Consider the following 20,771-nt stretch of genomic DNA (forward strand, 5'->3'; position numbering starts at 1 on the left):
TGATGTTCACTTTGGCCCGGAATACTATCAGATCCCGCTGCATTCGAGGCCACTCAAATATAAAAAAATACCACCTTGCGGTGGTATTTTAATGAAACGAAGACTCAATGGCAGCCTACAGCGCGTTGAACTCTTCACTGTAACTGATCATGCCTGTCTTACCATCCATCGCACCGGGTACAGCTTCCAATACCATGAACACCTCTTCTGGTACAGGCCAAGGGCATTGAATACCTTTAGACGCTGCCGGGGCGAAGCCCGCCTTCGGGTAATAGTCAGGGTGACCCAGCACTACGATCACTGGGTATCCCAGCTCTGCCAGGGTTTGCTTGGCTTCTTCGATCATTGCCTGACCAATCCCCTGCCGCTGGTATTCCGGCTTGATAGCCATCGGAGCCAAACCCTGCCAGTGATGATCTTCACCGTCGAGCATCACTGGGCTGAAACACATATAGCCGACGAGCTCACCGTCATCATTGCACGCCACCAGTGATAAGGTACGCTTGCCGTTTTCACGCAACCGCATCACTAACGCTGCTTCAGCCTCGGTCTCAAATACAGACTTAAGCAGGGAATCGATCGGCATAATATCGGCCGGAGCCTCAGATCTAATGAGCATTCATGACCTCTTCTTGCCCAGCCGCCGACTGCATGCCTTTATGGATAAAGTCAGCTGACTGGTGCAGTACAAATTTCGCCGGTGCCGGTAGCGAGTCCAGATCGATGCTATCCATCAGGTTCTTCACTTCCAGTCCCAGCTCGGTGTCACCTTCGATACGAAGGCGACGCTGGAAGAACAGTGTATCAGGATCTTCTTTGCGAGCAGCAATTAATACCAGATCATTACATTCGCCACTAAAACTGACATCTTCCTGATCGACATGTTCAGCCACCACCAATTGCTCATTCTGGTAGCTGATGTACCAGCGCAGATCCAAATCGCGTACTTCGACTTTTAGCCAGCGATCTTCAAGAAACTCAAAATCACCATCTTCCAGTGCTTCTTTGAATACCATGGCCAATCCATCCAGCATCACTTTTTTCTGCAGCGGAAAAGGAGCCAGTTTGACAGGAACACGCAATAGCGCCGGGCCATTTTGAACCAATTGTTTTCTAAGTTGAGCAATCACTGAATAATTTTTCCTGTAGTCGGTCGCATATCTCTAGTGATTGTATGGCAATATATGGCAGTGTTTTTATGCCTTGAGTCAAAAAATACAGCTTTGATTGGGTAAAACTTGGTATTGTGACAATGACCTAGATATAGTGGTTGCAAACCCACCTGCCACCTCGCTAGTTGGCAGAAACTATGGAAGAATGTCCCAAGATCATGCTGACAGAGCAACTGAACCATTGGTTTCCCCTTCTCACTGATCACAGCCCATTCCTGTTTGCAGTACTGGATCACCAGCATAAATATTTGATGGTAAACAACCGCTACTGCGAGCTTAGCGGCCTTAGCCGTGACGATCTCATCGGACTCGGCGATACCGATATACTTGGCAAGACATTCTACCACTCAATGCGCCCTTTTTATGATCGGGCATTAAATGGCGAAACGCTGGAGAGTGAAGTCATCCTTGATGACAACCACCACGATACCAGTATGCACTTCAGCCTAACACCGCTGCGTTGTGATGATGGCAAGATAAACCATATCGTGCTGCATTGCGTCGACACGTCAGAACGCCAAATCCTGATCAATGCTATCCAAGAACATGAAAAGCATCTGCAGAGCCTCAACCAGCTAATGAATGACGGGAGCTGCATCGTTGAAGGCGACACAGTTGTCTCTGCCAATAACAAAGCGGCCTTGCTTTTTGGCTTCGAACACCCCAATGATCTTAAGGGTAAGACGTTCAGCAAACTGGTCGTTGATAATCAGCAGCAACCCGTTACCCGCACGCAGTTGGCTTCACTCCAGCACGGAGAGGCCTGGCTTTGCCAGACCAGCCGCCACTGCCCGCAACAGCAGGCACTGCAGCTTTCTACATCAACCGTCGAGGTACTAGGAACGTCAGCACAGCTGGTGCTCCTGCAACCATACAGCCCTGCGGGCGCCAAACAAGACAAGGGCACTCCTTCTATCCATACCGATCCGCTGACCGGGCTACTGAACCGCCATGGATTCAGCCGTCAACTAGAGCAATTGATCCACCAGAAGACCCCGTTGGTGATGCTGTACCTCGACATCGATAACTTCAAAAGTATCAATGACTCACTTGGGCACCATATTGGTGATCAAGTGCTGCAGGAAATCTCACAGCGGCTCAAGCGACTATTGCCCGACGATGCCATTATCGGCCACCTCAGCGGGGATGAATTCACCATCTTGCTGCCAAATCCTGAACATGAGCAACAAGGAAGCTTGACAGCCGATCAGGTCATCGCCCTGATCAACCAACCTTTCGACCTGCATCATTTCAGCAAACACTTAGCCTGCTCTCTTGGCATGGTGCAATACCCGGGGGACGGTAATGATGCCCGTATCCTGCTGCAAAATGCCGATACGGCCATGTACGAGGCCAAAAACCGCGGCCGCAACCGGGCTGTCAAGTTCAGCGAGGAGATGAACAAAGAAGCCAGGATGCAACTCTGGCTGGAAATCGAACTGCAGAAAGCCCTGCAAAATAATGGCCTAGAAGTGTGGTACCAACCGAAAGTACATGCCCGTGACTTCTCGATTAACGGTGCCGAGGCACTGGTGCGCTGGAAGCACCCGGTTGAAGGCTATATCAGCCCGGCACAGTTTATCCCCGTCGCCGAGCGCTCAGGGCTGATTGAGCAGTTAGGCCAGGTCGTCATGCGCGAAGTCTTTACCACCGTCCGCTACTGGAAAACCCAAGGTCTGCTACCCGGCAAGGTCGCCATTAACCTGTCACCGCAGCAGTTCGGCAACCCCAATCTGATCCAATTTGTCGACAAGCTGCGCAAGGCGACCGGAGTCAACCCCAATGACATCACGTTCGAGCTCACCGAGAGCGCCGTAATGAGCGATGGCGAACACACGATCCAAATGCTCAACGCGATCAAGAAACTGGGATTCTCACTCTCTATCGATGATTTCGGTACCGGTTACTCGTCCCTGTCCTACCTCGCCCGTTTCCCATTGGACGAACTAAAGATAGACCGCGCCTTTATCAAAGATATCGAAGATGTGCCCAAACAGCTGACATTGATCGAAAACATCATCAACCTCGGTAAGTCTCTCAACATGAGCGTGGTGGCCGAGGGCGTCGAAACTCGCCAGCAAGCGACTCTGCTGTCCAACCTCGACTGCAATGCGATCCAGGGCTTCCACTTCTACAAACCGCTACCGAGAAACGAACTGGAAGCGACGCTGCACAAGCACAATCACCATTAGACAGCAGCAACCAATAATGGTTATTGAGTTAAACAAAAGTGGAAAATAAGTTGTCCTAAATCAACAAAACCTGCCTGATATCAAAACACGGTGGCAGCCTGCCCCCTACTATTTGCTTCTATTACTTAATTTTACACACTGGTAGATAAAAATAATATGGAGCTACTCTGCCCCGCCGGTAACTTACCGGCGCTGAAAACTGCCATTGATAACGGCGCCGACGCGGTTTATATCGGTTTCAAAGACGATACCAACGCGCGCCACTTTGCAGGTTTAAACTTTACAGGACGTAAACTCGAAAAAGCCGTGCAGTACGTGCGTGACCACGACCGTAAATTGCATGTTGCCCTCAATACTTTTGCCCATCCCGATGGCTTTGATCGCTGGCGCAATGCGGTCGACAACGCTGCTGCCATGGGGGTCGACGCACTGATCGTCGCAGACATCGCAGTATTGGAGTATGCCGCAGCCAAGTATCCGGATCTCGAGCTGCACTTATCGGTACAGGCTTCGGCGACCAATACCGCCGCGATAGATTTCTACCAGCAGAACTTCAATGTTAAACGGGTTGTCTTGCCGCGCGTATTGTCGATCCACCAGGTCAAGCAACTGGCACGCAATACCAATGTCGAGCTAGAAGTATTCGCCTTTGGTAGCCTGTGCATCATGTCAGAGGGACGCTGCTACCTGTCTTCCTACATGACGGGTGAGTCGCCGAATACCGTTGGTGCCTGTTCGCCGGCAAAATTCGTCCGCTGGCAGGAAACCTCAACGGGTCTGGAGTCTCGCCTCAACGAAGTGCTGATCGACCGCTATGCCCACGGTGAGAATGCCGGTTACCCAACCCTGTGCAAGGGCCGGTTCGACGTCAACCTTGATGGCGAAGATCGCCGCTACCATGCACTCGAAGAGCCAACCAGCCTCAATACCCTTGAGATCTTACCTGAGCTATTCAAGGCCAATATTTCCTCGGTGAAAATCGAAGGCCGCCAACGCAGCCCTGCCTATGTCGAGCAGGTCACCCGAACCTGGCGTGCTGCGATTGACCGCTACCTAGCCTCACCGGAGAACTACAGCGTTGAGCCAGCTTGGAATGCCTGCCTCGGCAATGTATCGGAAGGCAAGCAAACCACCCTCGGTGCCTACCACCGTAAATGGCAATAAGGAGCCAACAATGAAATATTCTCTTGGCCCCCTACTCTATTTCTGGCCAAAAATGGACGTCGAGGCGTTCTACCAGCAGGCTGCAGAGGCTAACACCGATATCATCTACCTTGGCGAAACCGTCTGCTCCAAACGCCGCGAGATGAAGCCCGCACACTGGTTCGATATTGCTAAGACGCTTTCTGCCAGCGGCAAACAGGTCGTATTGTCCACCATGGCCCTGCTCGAAGCGCCAAGTGAGGTCAATGTAATGAAAAAATACATTGATAACGGCGACTTCGCGATCGAGGCCAACGATGTTTCGGCAATCCAGCTGGCCCATGAAAGCAAGGTCCCCTTCGTGGTTGGCCCTGCGGTGAACTGCTACAACGCCCAGACCCTCAACCTGTTTTTGAAAAAAGGCATGATCCGCTGGTGTATGCCGGTTGAGCTATCACGCGACTGGCTGCAGAACGTGGCCAGCGAGTGTGAACAGTTGGGGATCCGTGACAAATTCGAAACCGAGGTGTTCAGCTACGGCTACCTGCCGCTCGCCTACTCGGCCCGCTGTTTCACCGCCCGCGCTGAAGACAAAGCGAAAGACGACTGCGAGACCTGCTGTATCAAATACCCAACAGGGATCACGGTCAACAGCCAGGAAGAGCAGAAAGTCTTTACCCTCAACGGCATCCAGACCCAATCAGGTTACTGCTACAACCTGATCAACGATCAGCCGGGTATGGCTGGCTTGGTGGACGTCGTACGCCTCAGCCCGATGGGCATTGACACTCTGTCGCTGGTCGATAGCTTCCGTGCCAACCAGCATGGTGAGCAGCAGCAACCACTAAAAGGTGGCCACCACTGCAACGGCTACTGGCATAACCTCGCCGGTCTTAACATCGAGTAGACCTGAGAGCGTTTAGCATCTTTAACAAAAAAGCCGCGGCAATTGCATTGCCGCGGCTTTTGTTTAAATCTTGTCTCGCCCTGAAATGACTAAATCACACTTCCTCTTGCGCTGGCGGTGCAGGCGGCTCAACCGGTTGGCTAAGGCTTACTTCTGTCATCAGACGGTTTAGCTCAAGCAAGGCAAAACGGTGCTCGACAAACTCATAGACATTAGCAGATAAGGTCAGCTTGTAGAGCATCAACGCTGAAGAAAAGTCTTTGTTGGAGTGGTAGCGCTTGCCCAGATAGAAATACGCTTCCGTCAGGCGTTCTGCCAACACATCATTGTCTTCACTTTCAGTGGCGATCTGACGCAGGAATTCAGACTCACTGACATCATTAAGGTAAAGGCGAACGATTTGCCAGCCCCAGTCTTGATGGTCAATAGCGGCATCATAGCGGTTACGCAATTTCTCAGTAGCGGTCTCAGAGTCTTGTTCAAGCTCTACGATATACAACCAAATCACCCGGTAAGGATCATTGATATTGTGCTGATAGTGAGCATTGAGATCGTCAAATGCCAATTCATAGCGGCCACCATAATACAGGGCAATACCACGGTTACGCTGAGCAAAAGGATGGCGGACATTGAGCTCAAGGGTCGAGTCAAAGGCTTCATAGGCAGCATCGAAATGGGCGCCTTGGGTAAAGTACACACCCAAGATATTGAAGACATCCGGTTGATCCGGTTTCAGAGAAAGTGACTGGTTGAAGTCCAGTCTTGCCAAGTCACGCAGCCCCAGGCTGTCATGTAGCAAGCCACGCTCATAATAGACCTGCGCCAAGGTTTGGTTATCCAAGTCATCACGCTTTAGCAGCTGGTCAATCCGGGCCAACTGAATTTGTTGTTGGATAGTCGGCTGGAACGGTACCGCCATCGGTGGCTGGGTCCATTGCGACTGGGGTGATGAACAGCCGGAAAGTATCAAGACCAGTGCAAGGCACGTGAGTTTTATCCTATTTGCAATCAATGCAGTTCTCCCTGAGTGAGACACGTCTATCTCTAGCATATACCATCGTAGCCCATAAGAGACGCCACCGCGTTCTCCTGACCGATTAATGCAAGGGATTTTCCGGTAAGGTCTCAATAAAATAAAAAAAGGGGCTGAATAGCCCCTTTATATCATGATTTTAGCAAAAAGCCTTATGCTTCTGGCTTCTCTTCGCCAGCGGCTGCTGGGTTCTGATCAGCTTGTGCTTCTTTCATGCTCAGGCGGATACGGCCCTGACGGTCGATTTCCAGTACCTTAACTTGTACTTCTTGACCCATCTCAAGGTGATCAGCCACTTTCTCGATACGCTCTTGAGAGATCTGAGAAATGTGAACAAGACCTTCTTTCGCACCGATAACAGAAACAAATGCACCGAAATCAACGATACGCATTACTTTACCGGTGTAGATGCGGCCAACTTCAACGTCAGCAGTGATCTCTTCGATACGGCGGATAGCTTCTTTCGCAGCAGTACCTTCGGTCGCAGCAATCTTCACTGTACCGTCGTCTTCGATTTCGATTGTTGTGCCAGTTTCTTCGGTTAGTGCACGAATAACAGCACCGCCTTTACCGATCACGTCTTTGATCTTCTCAGGGTTGATCTTCAGCGTATGGATACGCGGAGCAAACTCAGAGATATCTTCACGGTGCGTGTTGATTGCTTCGTCCATCACGCTAAGGATATGCGTACGCGCACCTTTTGCTTGGTTCAAAGCAATCTGCATGATTTCTTTGGTGATACCTTCGATTTTGATATCCATCTGCAGTGCAGTGATACCGTCTTCAGTACCCGCTACTTTGAAGTCCATGTCACCTAGGTGGTCTTCGTCACCCAGAATGTCAGAAAGAACAACAAAGTCATCGCCTTCTTTAACAAGACCCATTGCGATACCCGCAACAGATGCCTTGATTGGCACACCTGCGTCCATAAGCGCAAGAGACGTACCACATACAGAAGCCATTGACGATGAACCGTTAGATTCTGTGATTTCTGATACAACACGTACTGTGTATGGGAATTCGTCAACAGATGGCATTACTGCAGCAATACCACGCTTAGCCAGTTTACCGTGACCAATTTCACGACGCTTAGGCGAACCAACGAAACCTGTTTCACCTACACAGTATGGAGGGAAGTTGTAGTGTAGAAGGAAGTGATCTTTCTTCTCACCCATTAGGCTATCGATGATTTGTGCATCACGTTGGGTGCCAAGCGTTGCAGTCACAAGCGCCTGAGTTTCACCACGAGTGAATAGTGAAGAACCGTGAGTACGCGGAAGTACACCAGTACGTACGTCTAGCGCACGAACCATGTCTTTTTCACGGCCATCGATACGAGGGTTGCCAGCGATGATGCGGCTACGTACAACGTTCTTCTCTAGAGAACCAAGCATGTCACGAATTTCGCGCTCGTCTAGTGCTTCGTTTTCTGCAAGTAGTGATTCAACTACGTCAGATTTGATTGCGCCAACTTGCTCGTAACGCGCCATCTTTTCTGTGATTTGGTAAGCCGTCGATAGACGCTCTTCTGCTTTTTCAGCAACAAGTGCTTTAAGCTCAGTGTTTACAGCTGGTGCTGTCCAATCCCATGCAGGAGTCGCTACTTCAGCCGCGAACTCGTTGATCGCGTTGATAACAACTTGCTGCTGGTCGTGGCCGTAAACAACCGCTTGTAGCATTTGCTCTTCAGATAGACGGTCAGCTTCTGACTCAACCATCAATACTGCGCCTTCAGTACCCGCGACAACAAGGTCTAGCTTGCTCTCTTCAAGTTCAGTGTTGCTCGGGTTCAATACCAACTGATCGTTGATGAAACCAACACGTGCTGCACCGATAGGGCCATTGAAAGGAATACCAGAGATAGCCAGTGCCGCAGATGTACCGATCATTGTCACGATATCTGGGTTAACGTCTGGGTTGATAGAAACAACAGTAGCAATTACTTGTACTTCGTTCTTGAAATCATCTGGGAATAGCGGACGAATTGGACGGTCAATCAGGCGAGCGGTTAGTGTTTCGCCTTCTGATGGACGGCCTTCACGCTTGAAGAAACCACCAGGAATTTTACCCGCAGCGTAAGTACGCTCTTGGTAGTTAACAGTTAGAGGGAAGAAGTCTTGACCTTCAACCGCTGTTTTCTTACCAACAACAGAGACGAATACAGACGTATCATCCATGCTTACCATTACAGCAGCAGTAGCTTGACGTGCCATTACACCAGTTTCGATAGTAACCGTGTGGTTACCGTACTGGAAAGTCTTTACGATAGGATTCACGTGAATTTCCTTAATTTAATCCGCTTTCTATTTGCGCCGTTAAGTATATCTGACACAAGGAAAAGCGTCATGTGATGAAAAGCACTTTACGGTAATTTCACGTATCGCGACTAATGAAAATTCCCTCTCGGGAGGAAAACTGTCATTAGTCGCGACCTAAAGGTCGACGAAAACGACTCGTGTTATTACAGATGGAAGTGCAGGAATAAAAAGAAAGGAGCCATTCGGCTCCTTTCAGAAAGCAATCTTAGCGACGTAGGCCTAGACGCTTGATTAGGTCTTGGTAACGATCTAGGTTCTTACCTTTTAGGTAGTCTAGAAGCTTACGACGACGAGAAACCATGCGTAGTAGACCGCGACGGCTGTGGTGGTCGTGCTTGTGGTTAGCAAAGTGACCTTGAAGGTGGTTGATCTGTGCTGTTAGCAAAGCAACTTGAACTTCAGGTGAACCAGTGTCGTTTTCGCACTGCGCGTAATCAGCAACGATTGCTGCTTTAGTTTCTGCATTCAGAGACATAACTCATTCCTAATACAAAGATGTTTCTAATTTGCGCCAGCCAATCTCTGATTCAGCCGACACCCGAGCCGCGGATTATACGTGGAGCGCAAAATAACTACAAGATAATTTATTGCTGTTTCGCTATGCCTGCGGGTTCGCCATAACACGCTTAGGTGCCAACTGACCCTCTGGATCAACCACGCCAATGCCGATGAACTCTTTCTGTTCAGCAACAGTAATTCGCACTAGCGTACCTTCTGCCGGCAAACGGCCCGCACGAACCGGGTTACCATTAAGGATATATACCGCCGATGCTGGAGGGATATTCACTTCAGGTAGATCTTGCACCGCGGTGTCAGTGGGTAGCAACAGTGGATCCAGCAGCTCTGAAGGGGCAATATCTTGCTCCTTGGCCTGTTCAAGCAGGGCTTCAAGCTGCTCAATGGTCATCATCCGCTCCATTGGGTAGTTGGATACTCCCGTCCGGCGCAAGAAGGTGACGTGTGCACCACATCCTAACATCTCACCAAGATCATCAACGATAGTACGGATGTAAGTGCCTTTCGACACATGCAGTTCCATTTCTACTTCGTTATCGCTAAAGCGCAGCAGCTCCACAGAATAAACAGTGATTTTGCGAGATTCACGGGGTACTTCAATTCCCTCGCGGGCATATTCGTACAGCTTACGGCCTTGGTATTTCAATGCCGAGTACATCGACGGGATTTGATCGGTGGTGCCACGGAACTTGGCAATGCAGCGTTCAAGTTGGCCACGGTCGACTTTCACTTCCCGGGTCTGCACCACTTCACCATCAGAATCTGAGGTATCAGTGCGCTCACCCAGTTTGGCAATCACCCGGTAGCGTTTATCCGAGTCCAACAAGAACTGGGAAAACTTTGTCGCTTCACCGAAACAAATCGGCAGCATGCCCGTCGCTAAAGGATCTAACGCTCCTGTATGGCCAGCTTTTTGAGCAAAAAAGATACGCTTCACTTTCTGAAGTGTATCATTTGAACTAATGCCCGTTGGCTTATCCACCAGAATAACACCGTCTATCGGACGGCCCTTACGACGACGTGCCATGCTTTATTCCTCGCCTTCAGCTTCTGGCTCGTCACCGCGGCGATCTTCGTCATCACGCACAGCTTTTGAAACCAGGTTAGAAATACGCATACCTTCAGTCAAAGATTGATCAAAGATAAAGTTTAGCTCAGGCGTCACACGTAGGCGGATTTCCTTACCTAGCAATGAACGGATGTATGGTGCAATTTCACGGAGTGCTTCCAAACTACCTTCCGGTGTTTGCTCGCCAATGGTAAGGAAAGTTACATACACTTTCGCGTAGTTCATATCACGTGATACATCAACACTTGAGATAGTTGTCATACCAATGCGTGGATCTTTCAACTCGCGCTGTAGGATCACTGCCAACTCTTTTTGCAGCTGCTGAGCAACACGCTGAGTACGGCTAAATTCTTTAGACATTCAATCCTCTCTTAGAGAAAACTCTCTTGAAAGAATGGGGAGCCGAAGCTCCCCATAAAATTATTTGTTATAAAACAGCTTGTTGACTCTTGAAATTAGTCAAGAGTACGCTGGATTTCAACAATTTCGTAAACTTCGATCTGGTCGCCAACACGAACATCGTTGTAGTTCTTAACGCCGATACCACACTCGTAGCCGTTCTTAACTTCCTGAACGTCGTCTTTGAAGCGACGTAGTGACTCAAGCTCACCTTCGTAGATAACAACGTTATCACGCAATACGCGGATTGGGTTGTTACGCTTGATGGTACCTTCAGTAACCATACAACCGGCGATAGCACCGATCTTAGGCGACTTGAACACGTCACGAACTTCAGCAAGACCAATGATTTCCTGCTTGAATTCAGGAGACAGCATACCGCCCATTGCCGCTTTCACTTCGTCAATCAACTGGTAGATGATTGAGTAGTAGCGTAGGTCAAGGTTCTCAGTTTCAATGGTACGACGCGCAGATGCATCGGCACGAACGTTGAAGCCAAGAAGAATCGCGTTAGAGGCTGCAGCAAGTACGGCATCAGTCTCAGTCAGACCACCAACACCAGAACCAACGATGTTAACCTTAACTTCGTCAGTTGATAGCTTGCGTAGTGAGTCAGCAATCGCTTCTACAGAACCCTGTACGTCAGCTTTCAGTACAACGTTAAGTTCAGCGACTTCACCGGCTGTCATGTTCGAGAACATGTTTTCCAGCTTCGCTTTCTGCTGGCGAGCCAGTTTCACGTCACGGAATTTACCTTGGCGGTAAAGTGCAACTTCACGTGCTTTACGCTCATCACGTACAACAGTTGCTTCATCACCTGAAGAAGGCACACCAGAAAGACCAAGGATCTCAACCGGGATAGAAGGACCCGCAGAGTCGATTTCTTGACCCAGCTCATCACGCATTGCACGAACACGACCGTGCTCAAGACCACAAAGAACGATGTCACCTTTGCGAAGAGTACCGGCTTGTACAAGTACTGTTGCAACTGGACCACGACCTTTATCTAGGCGTGATTCAACAACAACACCGCTCGCCATACCTTCTGCAACTGCTGTCAGTTCAAGAATTTCAGACTGAAGCAAGATAGCTTCTAGCAGGCCGTCAATGTTAGTACCTTGTTTCGCAGAGATGTGAACAAACATGTTCTCACCGCCCCACTCTTCAGGGATAACATCGTACTGAGCTAGCTCATTCTTAACGTTGTCTGGGTTTGCGTCTTCTTTATCGATCTTGTTAACAGCAACAATTAGAGGAACACCTGCCGCTTTCGCGTGCTGGATTGCCTCAACAGTCTGTGGCATTACACCATCATCTGCTGCAACAACAAGAACAACGATATCTGTCGCTTGAGCACCACGGGCACGCATTGCGGTAAACGCGGCGTGTCCAGGAGTATCAAGGAAAGTGATCATACCGTTGTCAGTTTCAACGTGGTATGCACCGATGTGCTGCGTAATACCGCCCGCTTCGCCAGAAGCAACGTGCGCTTTACGGATGTAATCCAGTGTTGATGTTTTACCGTGGTCAACGTGACCCATGATGGTAACAACAGGAGCACGAGGAACAACAGATAGGTTTTCGTCACGGTCAGACAGTACCGCTTCTTCAAGTTCGTTCTCTTTACGTAGAACAACCTTGTGACCCATTTCTTCTGCAACGAGTGCTGCAGTTTCCTGGTCAATAACCTGGTTGATGGTTGCCATCGCACCCATCTTCATCATCACCTTGATAACTTCAACGCCCTTTACAGACATCTTGTTAGCAAGTTCAGAAACAACGATAGTCTCGCCGATCACGACATCTTGCTTAGCAACGGTCGCGGTCTTGTCAAAGCCATGCTGCATTGACGTCGGCTTGTTCATCTGAGGCTTACCACGGCCACGCTGGTTACGGCCACCGCGGTTGTCTTGTTTAGGAGCCGCTTTTTTCTTCTTGCGACGACGGGTAGTACCACCCTCTTCCTTACGATCTTGCTCGTCTTCAGCTGCGCGTGCGTAGCTAGACGTTGTAGTATGGTAGTCTGCTTTATCCATATTACCTTTTTCCTGGTCAGGTTTTGACCAGTTCTTTTCATTCATTTCTGCCATTTTGCGTGCCTCTTCTAGCTGACGCTGACTGTCTTCTTCGGCTTTACGCTTGGCTTCCTCTTCCCGGCGACGTTGTAGCGACTCAGCTTCTTTTTTAGCCTGTTCATCAGCGGCGGCGCGTTTAGCTTTTTCTTCGGCCAAACGCTTATCTTCTGCATCACGCTTCTGCTGGTCCTCAGCATTACGATCTGCATTCTGTTCTGCATTTTGTTTAGCTTTTTCTTCAGCTAAACGCGTTTCTTCAGCAGCACGCTTAGCAGCTTCTTCAGCTTCGCGTTTTGCCTGCTCTTCTGCTTCACGCTTGGCAGCTTCTTTGGCTGCTAGCTGAGCGGCTTCTTCCGCTTCGCGCTGGGCTTTGTCTTCAGCCTGGCGTGTTGCTTCTTCCGCGGCACGCTGTTCTTCTTCAAGCGCAGAACGCTTTACGTAGGTGCGCTTTTTGCGCACTTCTACCTGAACACTTTTATTTTTGCCACCTGAGCCCGAAACACTCAGCGTACTTCGGGTCTTACGTTGCAAAGTAAGGCGTGTAGGAGCCTCGCCAGCACTGCTATCGCCACCATGTTCTTTCTTCAGGTGGGCTAACAGTGTCTGTTTTTCCTGTTGGCTTACGCTTTCTTCAGCTTTCTTGCTGATACCAGCATCGGCAAACTGTTGAAGCACACGGTCAATCGGCGTACCAATTTCCTCGGCTAATGCTTTAACTGTAACCTCTGACATGCTGCTTCTCCCTTGCGTATGAAATTTTTATGCTTCGTCACTGAACCAGCAAATATTACGAGCAGCCATAATCAGCTCGCCCGCTCTTGCTTCATCGACGCCGTCGATATCAGTAAGATCATCAGTACCCTGATCAGCAAGATCTTCTAGCGTTGTAACGCCTTTCGCAGCCAGCTTAAACGCAAGTTCACGCTCCAAGCCTTCCAGACCCAGTAGATCTTCAGCAGGCTCAACACCTTCAAAAGTTTCTTCCTGAGCAAGGGCAAGCGTGGTTAGCGCTTCTTTCGCACGGTTACGCAGTTCTTCAACTGTGTCTTCATCCAGGCCATCGACACCCATCAGCTCGGCTACCGGTACGTAGGCGATTTCTTCAAGCGTAGTGAAACCTTCTTCAACCAATACAGTGGCGAAGTCAGCGTCGATATCAAGGTGCTTAGTGAACACTTCAATAGACTCTTGGGCTTCTTCTTGGTGTTTCTTCTGAAGATCTTCAACTGTCATCACGTTCAGTTCCCAGCCAGTCAGCTGAGACGCCAAGCGAACATTCTGACCACTACGGCCGATTGCCTGAGCAAGGTTATCCTTCTCAACAGCGATATCCATAGTATGGTTGTCTTCATCAACGATGATAGAACTTACTTCTGCTGGAGCCATCGCATTGATCACGTACTGAGCGGCATTTTCGTCCCACAGTACGATATCGATACGCTCGCCACCGAGTTCACCAGAGACAGCCTGTACACGTGCACCACGCATACCCACACATGCACCCACAGGGTCAATGCGTTTGTCGTTAGTCTTCACAGCGATCTTGGCACGAGAGCCTGGATCACGAGCCGCACCCATCAGTTCAATCATCTCTTCGCCGATTTCCGGCACTTCGATGCGGAATAGCTCTGATAGCATCTCAGGCTTAGAGCGAGTCATGAACAATTGGAAACCGCGCGCTTCAGGACGTACTGCGTACAGAAGACCACGAACACGGTCACCTGGACGGAAGTTTTCGCGTGGCAACTGGTCGTCGCGCTGGATAACAGCTTCTGCATTATTACCAAGGTCAATAATAACAGCATCGCGGTTAACTTTCTTTACTACACCGGTGATTAGCTCACCTTCGTTGTCAATAAACTGTTCAACGATTTGAGCACGCTCAGCTTCTCGTACTTTTTGTACGATAACCTGCTTCGCAGTCTGCGTGGTGATTCGATCGAAAGTAACCGATTCGATTTCGTCTTCAACGAAGCCGTCAAGCTCGATGGTTTCATCATCAAACTGGGCTGCTTCCAAAGTGATTTCCAGCGTAGGCTGAGTCACTTCTTCAACCGCTTTCCAGCGACGGAAGGTTTCGAATTCACCCGTCTTGCGGTCGATAGCTACGCGAACATCGATTTCCGCTTCGTGTTTTTTCTTCGTTGCTGTGGCCAGTGCGATCTCTAGTGCTTCAAAGATACGCTCACGAGGTACAGCTTTTTCGTTGGATACCGCTTCAACGACAGCCAAGATTTCTTTGTTCATTTCTAATGCCCCAATTTAGCGGTTAGAATTTTGGAACCAGGTTGGCCTTGGAAATATTGCTCAGTGCAAATGTTTCTTCATTGCCATCAACATTTAATGTGACAAGCTCACCTTCAACGGCAACGATATCACCTTTCCACTTACGACGGTTGCCCATCGCCATTTTCAACACCAGGTTGACCTCGTGGCCAATAAACTGTTGGTAATGTGCGGCTTTAAAAAGCGGCCTTTCTAGACCAGGGGAAGAGACCTCCAGGTGATAGGCTACAGTGATTGGATCTTCAACATCCATCACCGCGCTTACCTGGCGGCTTACTTCGGCACAATCATCAACGTTAATACCGTTTTCATGATCGATGAATACTCGTAGTGTTGAGTGTTCACCTGCACGGATAAATTCCAGACCGACAAGTTCATAGCCTGTCGCCGTTACCGGCGCATCAAGCAGTTCGGTCAATTGCATCTCTAAAGCTGTCAAGACAACCCCCCGGAAACAAAAAAAGGGCTATAAAGCCCAGTAGATACCTGAATGGTCATGTTTCAGATAATAAAAAACCCCGAATTACGGGGTTTTTTATCACTGGACCCTGATTACCACAGCGGGTCGCTGTGATAGAAAAAACAACCTTACTAATAATAGCTGTTTTTTCGGAAAGTGGTTGCGGGGGCCGGATTTGAACCGACGACCTTCGGGTTATGAGCCCGACGAGCTACCAAGCTGCTCCACCCCGCGTCCGTAATCTGATACAGATTATATCGATCAGACAGCACTCTTTCAAGTGACTAATAATGGTGCCGAGAAGGGGACTTGAACCCCTACACCTTGCGGCACTAGCACCTCATGCTAGCGTGTCTACCAATTTCACCATCTCGGCTAAATTCTTTATTTACTCAGGAATGTCACTGTTAACGGGTGCATTCTGAATTGGCTCAACAACTTGCTCAGTCGCCGGAGCGCTTAGGTCTTCCCAACCACTTGTTTCGTTTGCCTTTTTGGCGCTCATATTACCAAGCACTAGGCTGATGACGAAAAAGATAGTCGCAAAAACTGCGGTCATTCGGGTCAAAAAGTTTCCAGAGCCGCTCGCGCCAAACAGGGTTCCTGATGCGCCAGCCCCAAATGAAGCTCCCATATCTGCGCCTTTACCTTGCTGAACCAAAACTAGGCCAATAACACCAAGCGCAGCCAACAGATAAATCACAAGTAGAATTTCGTACATGGGTTCCACCTATGGTTAAATTGTTGTGCCGGCTTTGCTTCAGCAGTGCCAGCGCACCCCTTCCATTAGGAGCGGAATGAATACTAGCGAAAGCGCTCTTCACTGACAAGTAAAATATCAACGAAAACTCTGTTTCTTGAATTACTTGTCGAAGATTTAGACAAAACCGACACCCGTCAGTTGAATTTAGGGCTATATCAGCAATTTTCTTTCACTGCGTCAGCAATCAGCAAGGCTGACTCTTTAACCAGCGCAGCATCTTCCCCTTCCACCATTACACGGATCAAAGGTTCAGTGCCTGATTTGCGTAACAAGACGCGCCCCTTATCACCGAGTTTAGCTTCAACGGCTGCGGTTGCAGCAACAACTGCATCAGATTCCAACGGATTAGAATCCCCTTCAAAACGGACGTTCTCCAGTACCTGAGGGTACATGGTCATGCCATCCGCCAACTCTTTTAGGGTCATCTTGCTGCCGACAATCGACGCCATCACCTGTAGGCCAGCGACAATACCGTCGCCCGTCGTCACCTTGTCAAGCAAGATAACATGGCCTGAGTTTTCGGCACCGATCAACCAACCGTGGCTCTTCAGCTCTTCCATCACGTAGCGGTCACCGACCTTGGCACGGACAAACGGGATCCCCAGGTTCTTCAGGGCATTTTCCATACCAAGGTTTGTCATCAGCGTACCGACTACACCGCCTTTGAGCTCGCCGCGGCGCAAAGCATCACGGGCAATAATGTAGGCGATCTGATCACCATCAATTTTGTTGCCTTCTTCGTCGACCATGATCACCCGGTCGCCATCACCATCTAGCGCAATACCAAAGTTTGCATTCTCTTCCAATACCTTAGCTTGAAGAGCCGCAACATCTGTCGCGCCCACTTTGTCATTGATGTTAGTGCCGTTTGGCTCACAGCCAATAGTGATCACCTCGGCACCTAATTCTTTGAACACGCTTGGCGCAATGTGATATGTCGCGCCGTGGGCACAGTCGACCACAATTTTATAGCCTGACAAGTCGTACTTACTCGGGAAAGTGCCTTTACAAAATTCGATATAACGACCGGCCGCATCGTTAATGCGGTATGCCTTGCCCAGCATTGCCGACTCAACACAAGTCAGGGGCTTGTCCATTTCGGCTTCAATCGCCAATTCGATCTCATCCGGCAGTTTTGTTCCTTCTGATGAGAAGAACTTAATGCCATTGTCGTAATAAGGGTTATGGGACGCCGATATCACGATACCCGCTTCTGCACGAAACGTACGTGTGAGATAAGCAACAGCCGGGGTTGGCATTGGGCCGGTAAATGCCGCCTGCAAGCCAGCGGCTGCCAAGCCTGCTTCCAGTGCCGATTCCAGCATGTAGCCAGAGATACGGGTATCTTTACCGATAATCACTTTCTTGGTGCCCTGCTGGGACAATACACGTCCAGCCGCCCAACCCAGTTTCAATACAAAGTCCGGTGTAATTGGGGCTTTGCCCACCAAACCACGAATCCCGTCGGTACCAAAGTACTTACGTTCTGCCATTATCTGCTCCTAGCAACTTATCTATTTTCTTTCTTGCCCGCCGGCTTTTACTCGCTCCGCAACTGGGACAGTGTCATCTCGCACACTTTGAGGACATCAACGGTCTCTTTCGCATCGTGAACTCTGATGATCTGTGCCCCTTTCATTGCGGCGATAGCAGCGCAGGCAAGGCTACCAGCCAGGCAATCGGCTGGTTGTTTATTTAATAATTTGAACACCATCGACTTTCGTGACATGCCAACCAATAACGGCAGGCCGAAACGATGGAACTCATCAAGGTGAGCCAGCAATTGATAATTGTGCTCCAGGGTCTTACCAAACCCATAACCGGGATCGAGCAATAACTGCTCACGGGGGATCCCGACCTGCTCACAGGCTTGAATTCGCTCAGCCAAAAAGTCACCGACATCGGCGATAACATCTTGGTATGACGGCTGATGTTGCATTGTACGCGGTTGACCCTGCATATGCATTACACAAATAGGAACGCCGGCCTTGGCTGCAGCCTCAAGTGCTCCATGCTCTTGCAGGGCACGGACATCATTGATCAAATCGGCGCCTGCCGTTACCGCCTCGCTCATCACCTGCGCCTTGCTGGTATCAACCGAAATCCAGCAATCAAAACGCTGACGCAAGGCTTCAATCACCGGTACTACCCGCTCAAGCTCACGCTCAACCGATACCTCATCGGCACCCGGCCGCGTTGATTCGCCACCAATATCTAAAATCGACGTGCCCGCCGCCAGCATCTCCTCGGCATGGCGCAAAGCCGCGTCCATCCGGTTAAAGCGCCCGCCATCGGAAAAAGAATCTGGGGTGACATTCAAAATCCCCATGGTGTGGGGACGGGAAAGATCTAACGTTTTGGTTTTGCTCTTGAGGATCACGCGTACCGCTCCTGGATATTCGGTGTTCTATATGCAAAAAACCCCGAACTAAGTCGGGGTTTTTGATTAGCTAGCAACGATTAGGCTTGTGGCTTGTCGTCTTCTTTGTTCTGTACTGATTGAGTATCAGGTGCTTGCTCAGGTTGCGTTTCGGCTTTTGGCTCAGCCGCCGCTTCCTCTTGCTCAGCAGGTTGCTCGTCAGCAACAGCGTCAGCTTTCATGGTGTCGTCCTCGTTACCCCAGCCTTTTGGTGCTCGGATAACTGGCTTACGCTCCATCAGGTCATCAATTTGACCAGCATCGATGGTTTCGTACTTCATTAACGCATCTTTCATTGCGTGCATGATATCCATGTTTTGCTCTAGGATTTCACGCGCTCGCTCGTAGTTGCGGTCAATAAGCGTACGAACTTCATTATCGATAAGCTTCGCCGTATCGTCTGACATGTGCTTGCTCTGCGTTACTGAACGGCCAAGGAAAACCTCGCCTTCATCTTCAGCATAAAGCAATGGACCTAGCTTTTCAGAGAAGCCCCACTGAGTCACCATCTTACGGGCGATATCTGTTGCACGCTCGATATCATTCGAGGCACCGGTAGATACTTTTTGAACACCGTAAATAAGCTCTTCAGCGAGTCGACCACCGTAAAGGCTTGAAATCATTGACTCCAAGAATTCACGAGAGTGGCTAACACGATCCTGCTCAGGCAGATACATGGTTACACCCAGTGCACGGCCACGAGGAATGATAGAGACCTTGTAAACCGGATCGTGATCCGGAACCAAACGACCGATAATCGCGTGGCCAGCCTCGTGGTAAGCCGTTGACTCTTTCTGCTCGTTGGTCATCACCATTGACTTGCGCTCTGCGCCCATCATGATTTTGTCTTTCGCCAGTTCGAACTCAACCATCGACACGGTGCGCTTGTTGCCACGGGCTGCAAACAATGCGGCTTCGTTGACTAAGTTCGCCAAGTCAGCCCCTGAGAACCCCGGTGTACCACGAGCGATAAGCTCTGGCTTCACATCTCCATCCAGCGGAACTTTGCGCATGTGAACTTTAAGAATTTGCTCACGGCCGCGGACATCAGGCAAGCCAACCACAACCTGGCGGTCGAAACGACCAGGACGCAATAGCGCAGGGTCCAGTACGTCAGGACGGTTAGTCGCGGCGATAACGATAATACCTTCGTTACCTTCGAAACCATCCATCTCAACCAGCATCTGGTTCAGGGTTTGCTCACGTTCATCGTGACCACCACCTACACCAGCACCACGCTGACGACCTACCGCATCAATCTCATCGATAAAGATGATACAAGGTGCAGCTTTTTTCGCTTGCTCGAACATGTCGCGGACACGGGATGCACCCACACCGACAAACATTTCAACGAAGTCAGAACCTGAAATAGTAAAGAATGGAACTTTCGCTTCACCGGCAATGGCTTTCGCCAACAGCGTTTTACCCGTACCAGGAGGACCAACCATCAGGACACCCGTTGGGATCTTACCGCCCAGTTTCTGGAAGCGGCTTGGATCGCGCAGGTAATCCACCAACTCTTTCACGTCTTCTTTGGCTTCATCACAACCCGCTACGTCAGCGAAGGTTGTTTTGATCTGGTCTTCACTCATCATGCGAGCCTTAGACTTACCGAACGACATGGCTCCTTTGCCACCGCCGCCCTGCATTTGGCGCATAAAGAAGATCCAGACACCGATGAGCAAGAGCATCGGGAACCAGGATATAAAGATTGAGGCCAGTAGGCTTGGCTCCTCAGGCGGAGTACCCATGACCTTTACGTTAGCGTTAATAAGATCGTCTAACAGCTTTTGGTCGTTAACGACAGGTAGATAAGTGACGTATCGCGTGTTATCACGTTTGAATACGGTAATTTCACGATCATTGAATCGCACTTCCCTTATCTGATCCTGACCGATTTCACGGACAAAGGTTGTATAGTCGACTTGACGGCCAGCACTATCACCGGGACCGAAACTCTGAAAAACAGACATCAGAACCACAGCGATGACCAACCACAAAATCAAGTTTTTTGCCATG

17 protein-coding genes and 2 tRNA genes are annotated in these 20,771 nt (G+C 49.7%); 3 read left to right on the forward strand and 16 right to left on the reverse strand.

The genetic code is table 11. The features are described 5' to 3' along the window. Positions 1 to 115: 115 nt before the first annotated feature. Together ACVA53_RS06510 and ubiT are read right to left on the reverse strand one after the other, a co-directional pair. Positions 116 to 619: a GNAT family N-acetyltransferase gene (locus ACVA53_RS06510; RefSeq protein ID WP_446504738.1), complete on the reverse strand. Its 504-nt coding sequence runs from the start codon at positions 617 to 619 to the stop codon at positions 116 to 118. Further along, a complete protein-coding gene (gene ubiT / locus ACVA53_RS06515; RefSeq protein ID WP_255041969.1) occupies positions 609 to 1,130 on the reverse strand; it encodes a ubiquinone anaerobic biosynthesis accessory factor UbiT in 522 nt (173 codons plus the stop codon). The genes ACVA53_RS06510 and ubiT overlap by 11 nt, the downstream gene beginning before the upstream one ends. A gap of 200 nt (positions 1,131 to 1,330) precedes the next feature. Here ubiT and ACVA53_RS06520 point away from each other — a divergent pair, with 200 nt between their 5' ends. From ACVA53_RS06520 to ACVA53_RS06530, 3 genes are all read left to right on the forward strand, one after another. After that, entirely contained in the window at positions 1,331 to 3,364 is a 2,034-nt protein-coding gene (locus ACVA53_RS06520; protein ID WP_446504785.1) for a sensor domain-containing protein, read from the forward strand. 156 nt (positions 3,365 to 3,520) lie between these two features. Next, a complete protein-coding gene (gene ubiU / locus ACVA53_RS06525) occupies positions 3,521 to 4,528 on the forward strand; it encodes a ubiquinone anaerobic biosynthesis protein UbiU (RefSeq protein ID WP_446504739.1) in 1,008 nt (335 codons plus the stop codon). A 10-nt stretch (positions 4,529 to 4,538) separates the two neighbouring features. Next, positions 4,539 to 5,414 carry a U32 family peptidase gene (locus ACVA53_RS06530; RefSeq protein WP_446504740.1) on the forward strand — a complete coding sequence of 292 codons (876 nt, stop codon included), beginning with the start codon at positions 4,539 to 4,541 and terminating at the stop codon, positions 5,412 to 5,414. Between the two features lie 94 nt (positions 5,415 to 5,508). On the opposite strand, the gene nlpI is transcribed toward ACVA53_RS06530, so the two are convergent. From nlpI to ftsH, 14 genes are all read right to left on the reverse strand, one after another. Then, positions 5,509 to 6,426, reverse strand: a complete 918-nt coding sequence (gene nlpI / locus ACVA53_RS06535) for a lipoprotein NlpI (RefSeq protein WP_255041966.1) — start codon at positions 6,424 to 6,426, stop codon at positions 5,509 to 5,511. 173 nt (positions 6,427 to 6,599) lie between these two features. Then, the gene (pnp, locus tag ACVA53_RS06540; protein WP_373689554.1) at positions 6,600 to 8,723 is read right to left on the reverse strand and encodes a polyribonucleotide nucleotidyltransferase; all 2,124 of its coding nucleotides are present in this window, start codon (positions 8,721 to 8,723) and stop codon (positions 6,600 to 6,602) included. Between the two features lie 247 nt (positions 8,724 to 8,970). Beyond that, positions 8,971 to 9,240 carry a 30S ribosomal protein S15 gene (gene rpsO, locus ACVA53_RS06545; RefSeq protein ID WP_006646210.1) on the reverse strand — a complete coding sequence of 90 codons (270 nt, stop codon included), beginning with the start codon at positions 9,238 to 9,240 and terminating at the stop codon, positions 8,971 to 8,973. Positions 9,241 to 9,363: 123 nt separating this feature from the next. Further along, positions 9,364 to 10,308: a tRNA pseudouridine(55) synthase TruB gene (gene truB / locus ACVA53_RS06550; RefSeq protein ID WP_255041956.1), complete on the reverse strand. Its 945-nt coding sequence runs from the start codon at positions 10,306 to 10,308 to the stop codon at positions 9,364 to 9,366. 3 nt (positions 10,309 to 10,311) lie between these two features. After that, a complete protein-coding gene (gene rbfA / locus ACVA53_RS06555; RefSeq protein WP_107350682.1) occupies positions 10,312 to 10,710 on the reverse strand; it encodes a 30S ribosome-binding factor RbfA in 399 nt (132 codons plus the stop codon). Between the two features lie 95 nt (positions 10,711 to 10,805). Beyond that, entirely contained in the window at positions 10,806 to 13,556 is a 2,751-nt protein-coding gene (infB, locus tag ACVA53_RS06560) for a translation initiation factor IF-2 (RefSeq protein WP_255041953.1), read from the reverse strand. Positions 13,557 to 13,583: 27 nt separating this feature from the next. Continuing rightward, positions 13,584 to 15,071, reverse strand: a complete 1,488-nt coding sequence (nusA, locus tag ACVA53_RS06565; RefSeq protein WP_255041951.1) for a transcription termination factor NusA — start codon at positions 15,069 to 15,071, stop codon at positions 13,584 to 13,586. Between the two features lie 22 nt (positions 15,072 to 15,093). Next, on the reverse strand, positions 15,094 to 15,549 hold the full coding sequence (gene rimP / locus ACVA53_RS06570; RefSeq protein ID WP_255041950.1) for a ribosome maturation factor RimP: 456 nt from the start codon (positions 15,547 to 15,549) through the stop codon (positions 15,094 to 15,096). 178 nt (positions 15,550 to 15,727) lie between these two features. After that, positions 15,728 to 15,804 (reverse strand) — tRNA-Met (locus ACVA53_RS06575). Between the two features lie 57 nt (positions 15,805 to 15,861). Then, positions 15,862 to 15,946: transfer RNA gene (locus tag ACVA53_RS06580), tRNA-Leu, on the reverse strand. Between the two features lie 12 nt (positions 15,947 to 15,958). Further along, the gene (gene secG, locus ACVA53_RS06585; protein WP_446504741.1) at positions 15,959 to 16,291 is read right to left on the reverse strand and encodes a preprotein translocase subunit SecG; all 333 of its coding nucleotides are present in this window, start codon (positions 16,289 to 16,291) and stop codon (positions 15,959 to 15,961) included. A gap of 197 nt (positions 16,292 to 16,488) precedes the next feature. Beyond that, a complete protein-coding gene (gene glmM / locus ACVA53_RS06590; protein ID WP_255041948.1) occupies positions 16,489 to 17,826 on the reverse strand; it encodes a phosphoglucosamine mutase in 1,338 nt (445 codons plus the stop codon). Positions 17,827 to 17,873: 47 nt separating this feature from the next. Beyond that, complete coding sequence (folP, locus tag ACVA53_RS06595; RefSeq protein ID WP_446504742.1) at positions 17,874 to 18,713, reverse strand: dihydropteroate synthase; 840 nt, start codon at positions 18,711 to 18,713, stop codon at positions 17,874 to 17,876. Positions 18,714 to 18,793: 80 nt separating this feature from the next. Beyond that, positions 18,794 to 20,770, reverse strand: a complete 1,977-nt coding sequence (gene ftsH / locus ACVA53_RS06600; protein WP_446504743.1) for an ATP-dependent zinc metalloprotease FtsH — start codon at positions 20,768 to 20,770, stop codon at positions 18,794 to 18,796. Between the last annotated feature and the right edge of the window lies 1 nt (position 20,771).

The organism is Photobacterium sp. DNB23_23_1 (assembly GCF_052873815.1).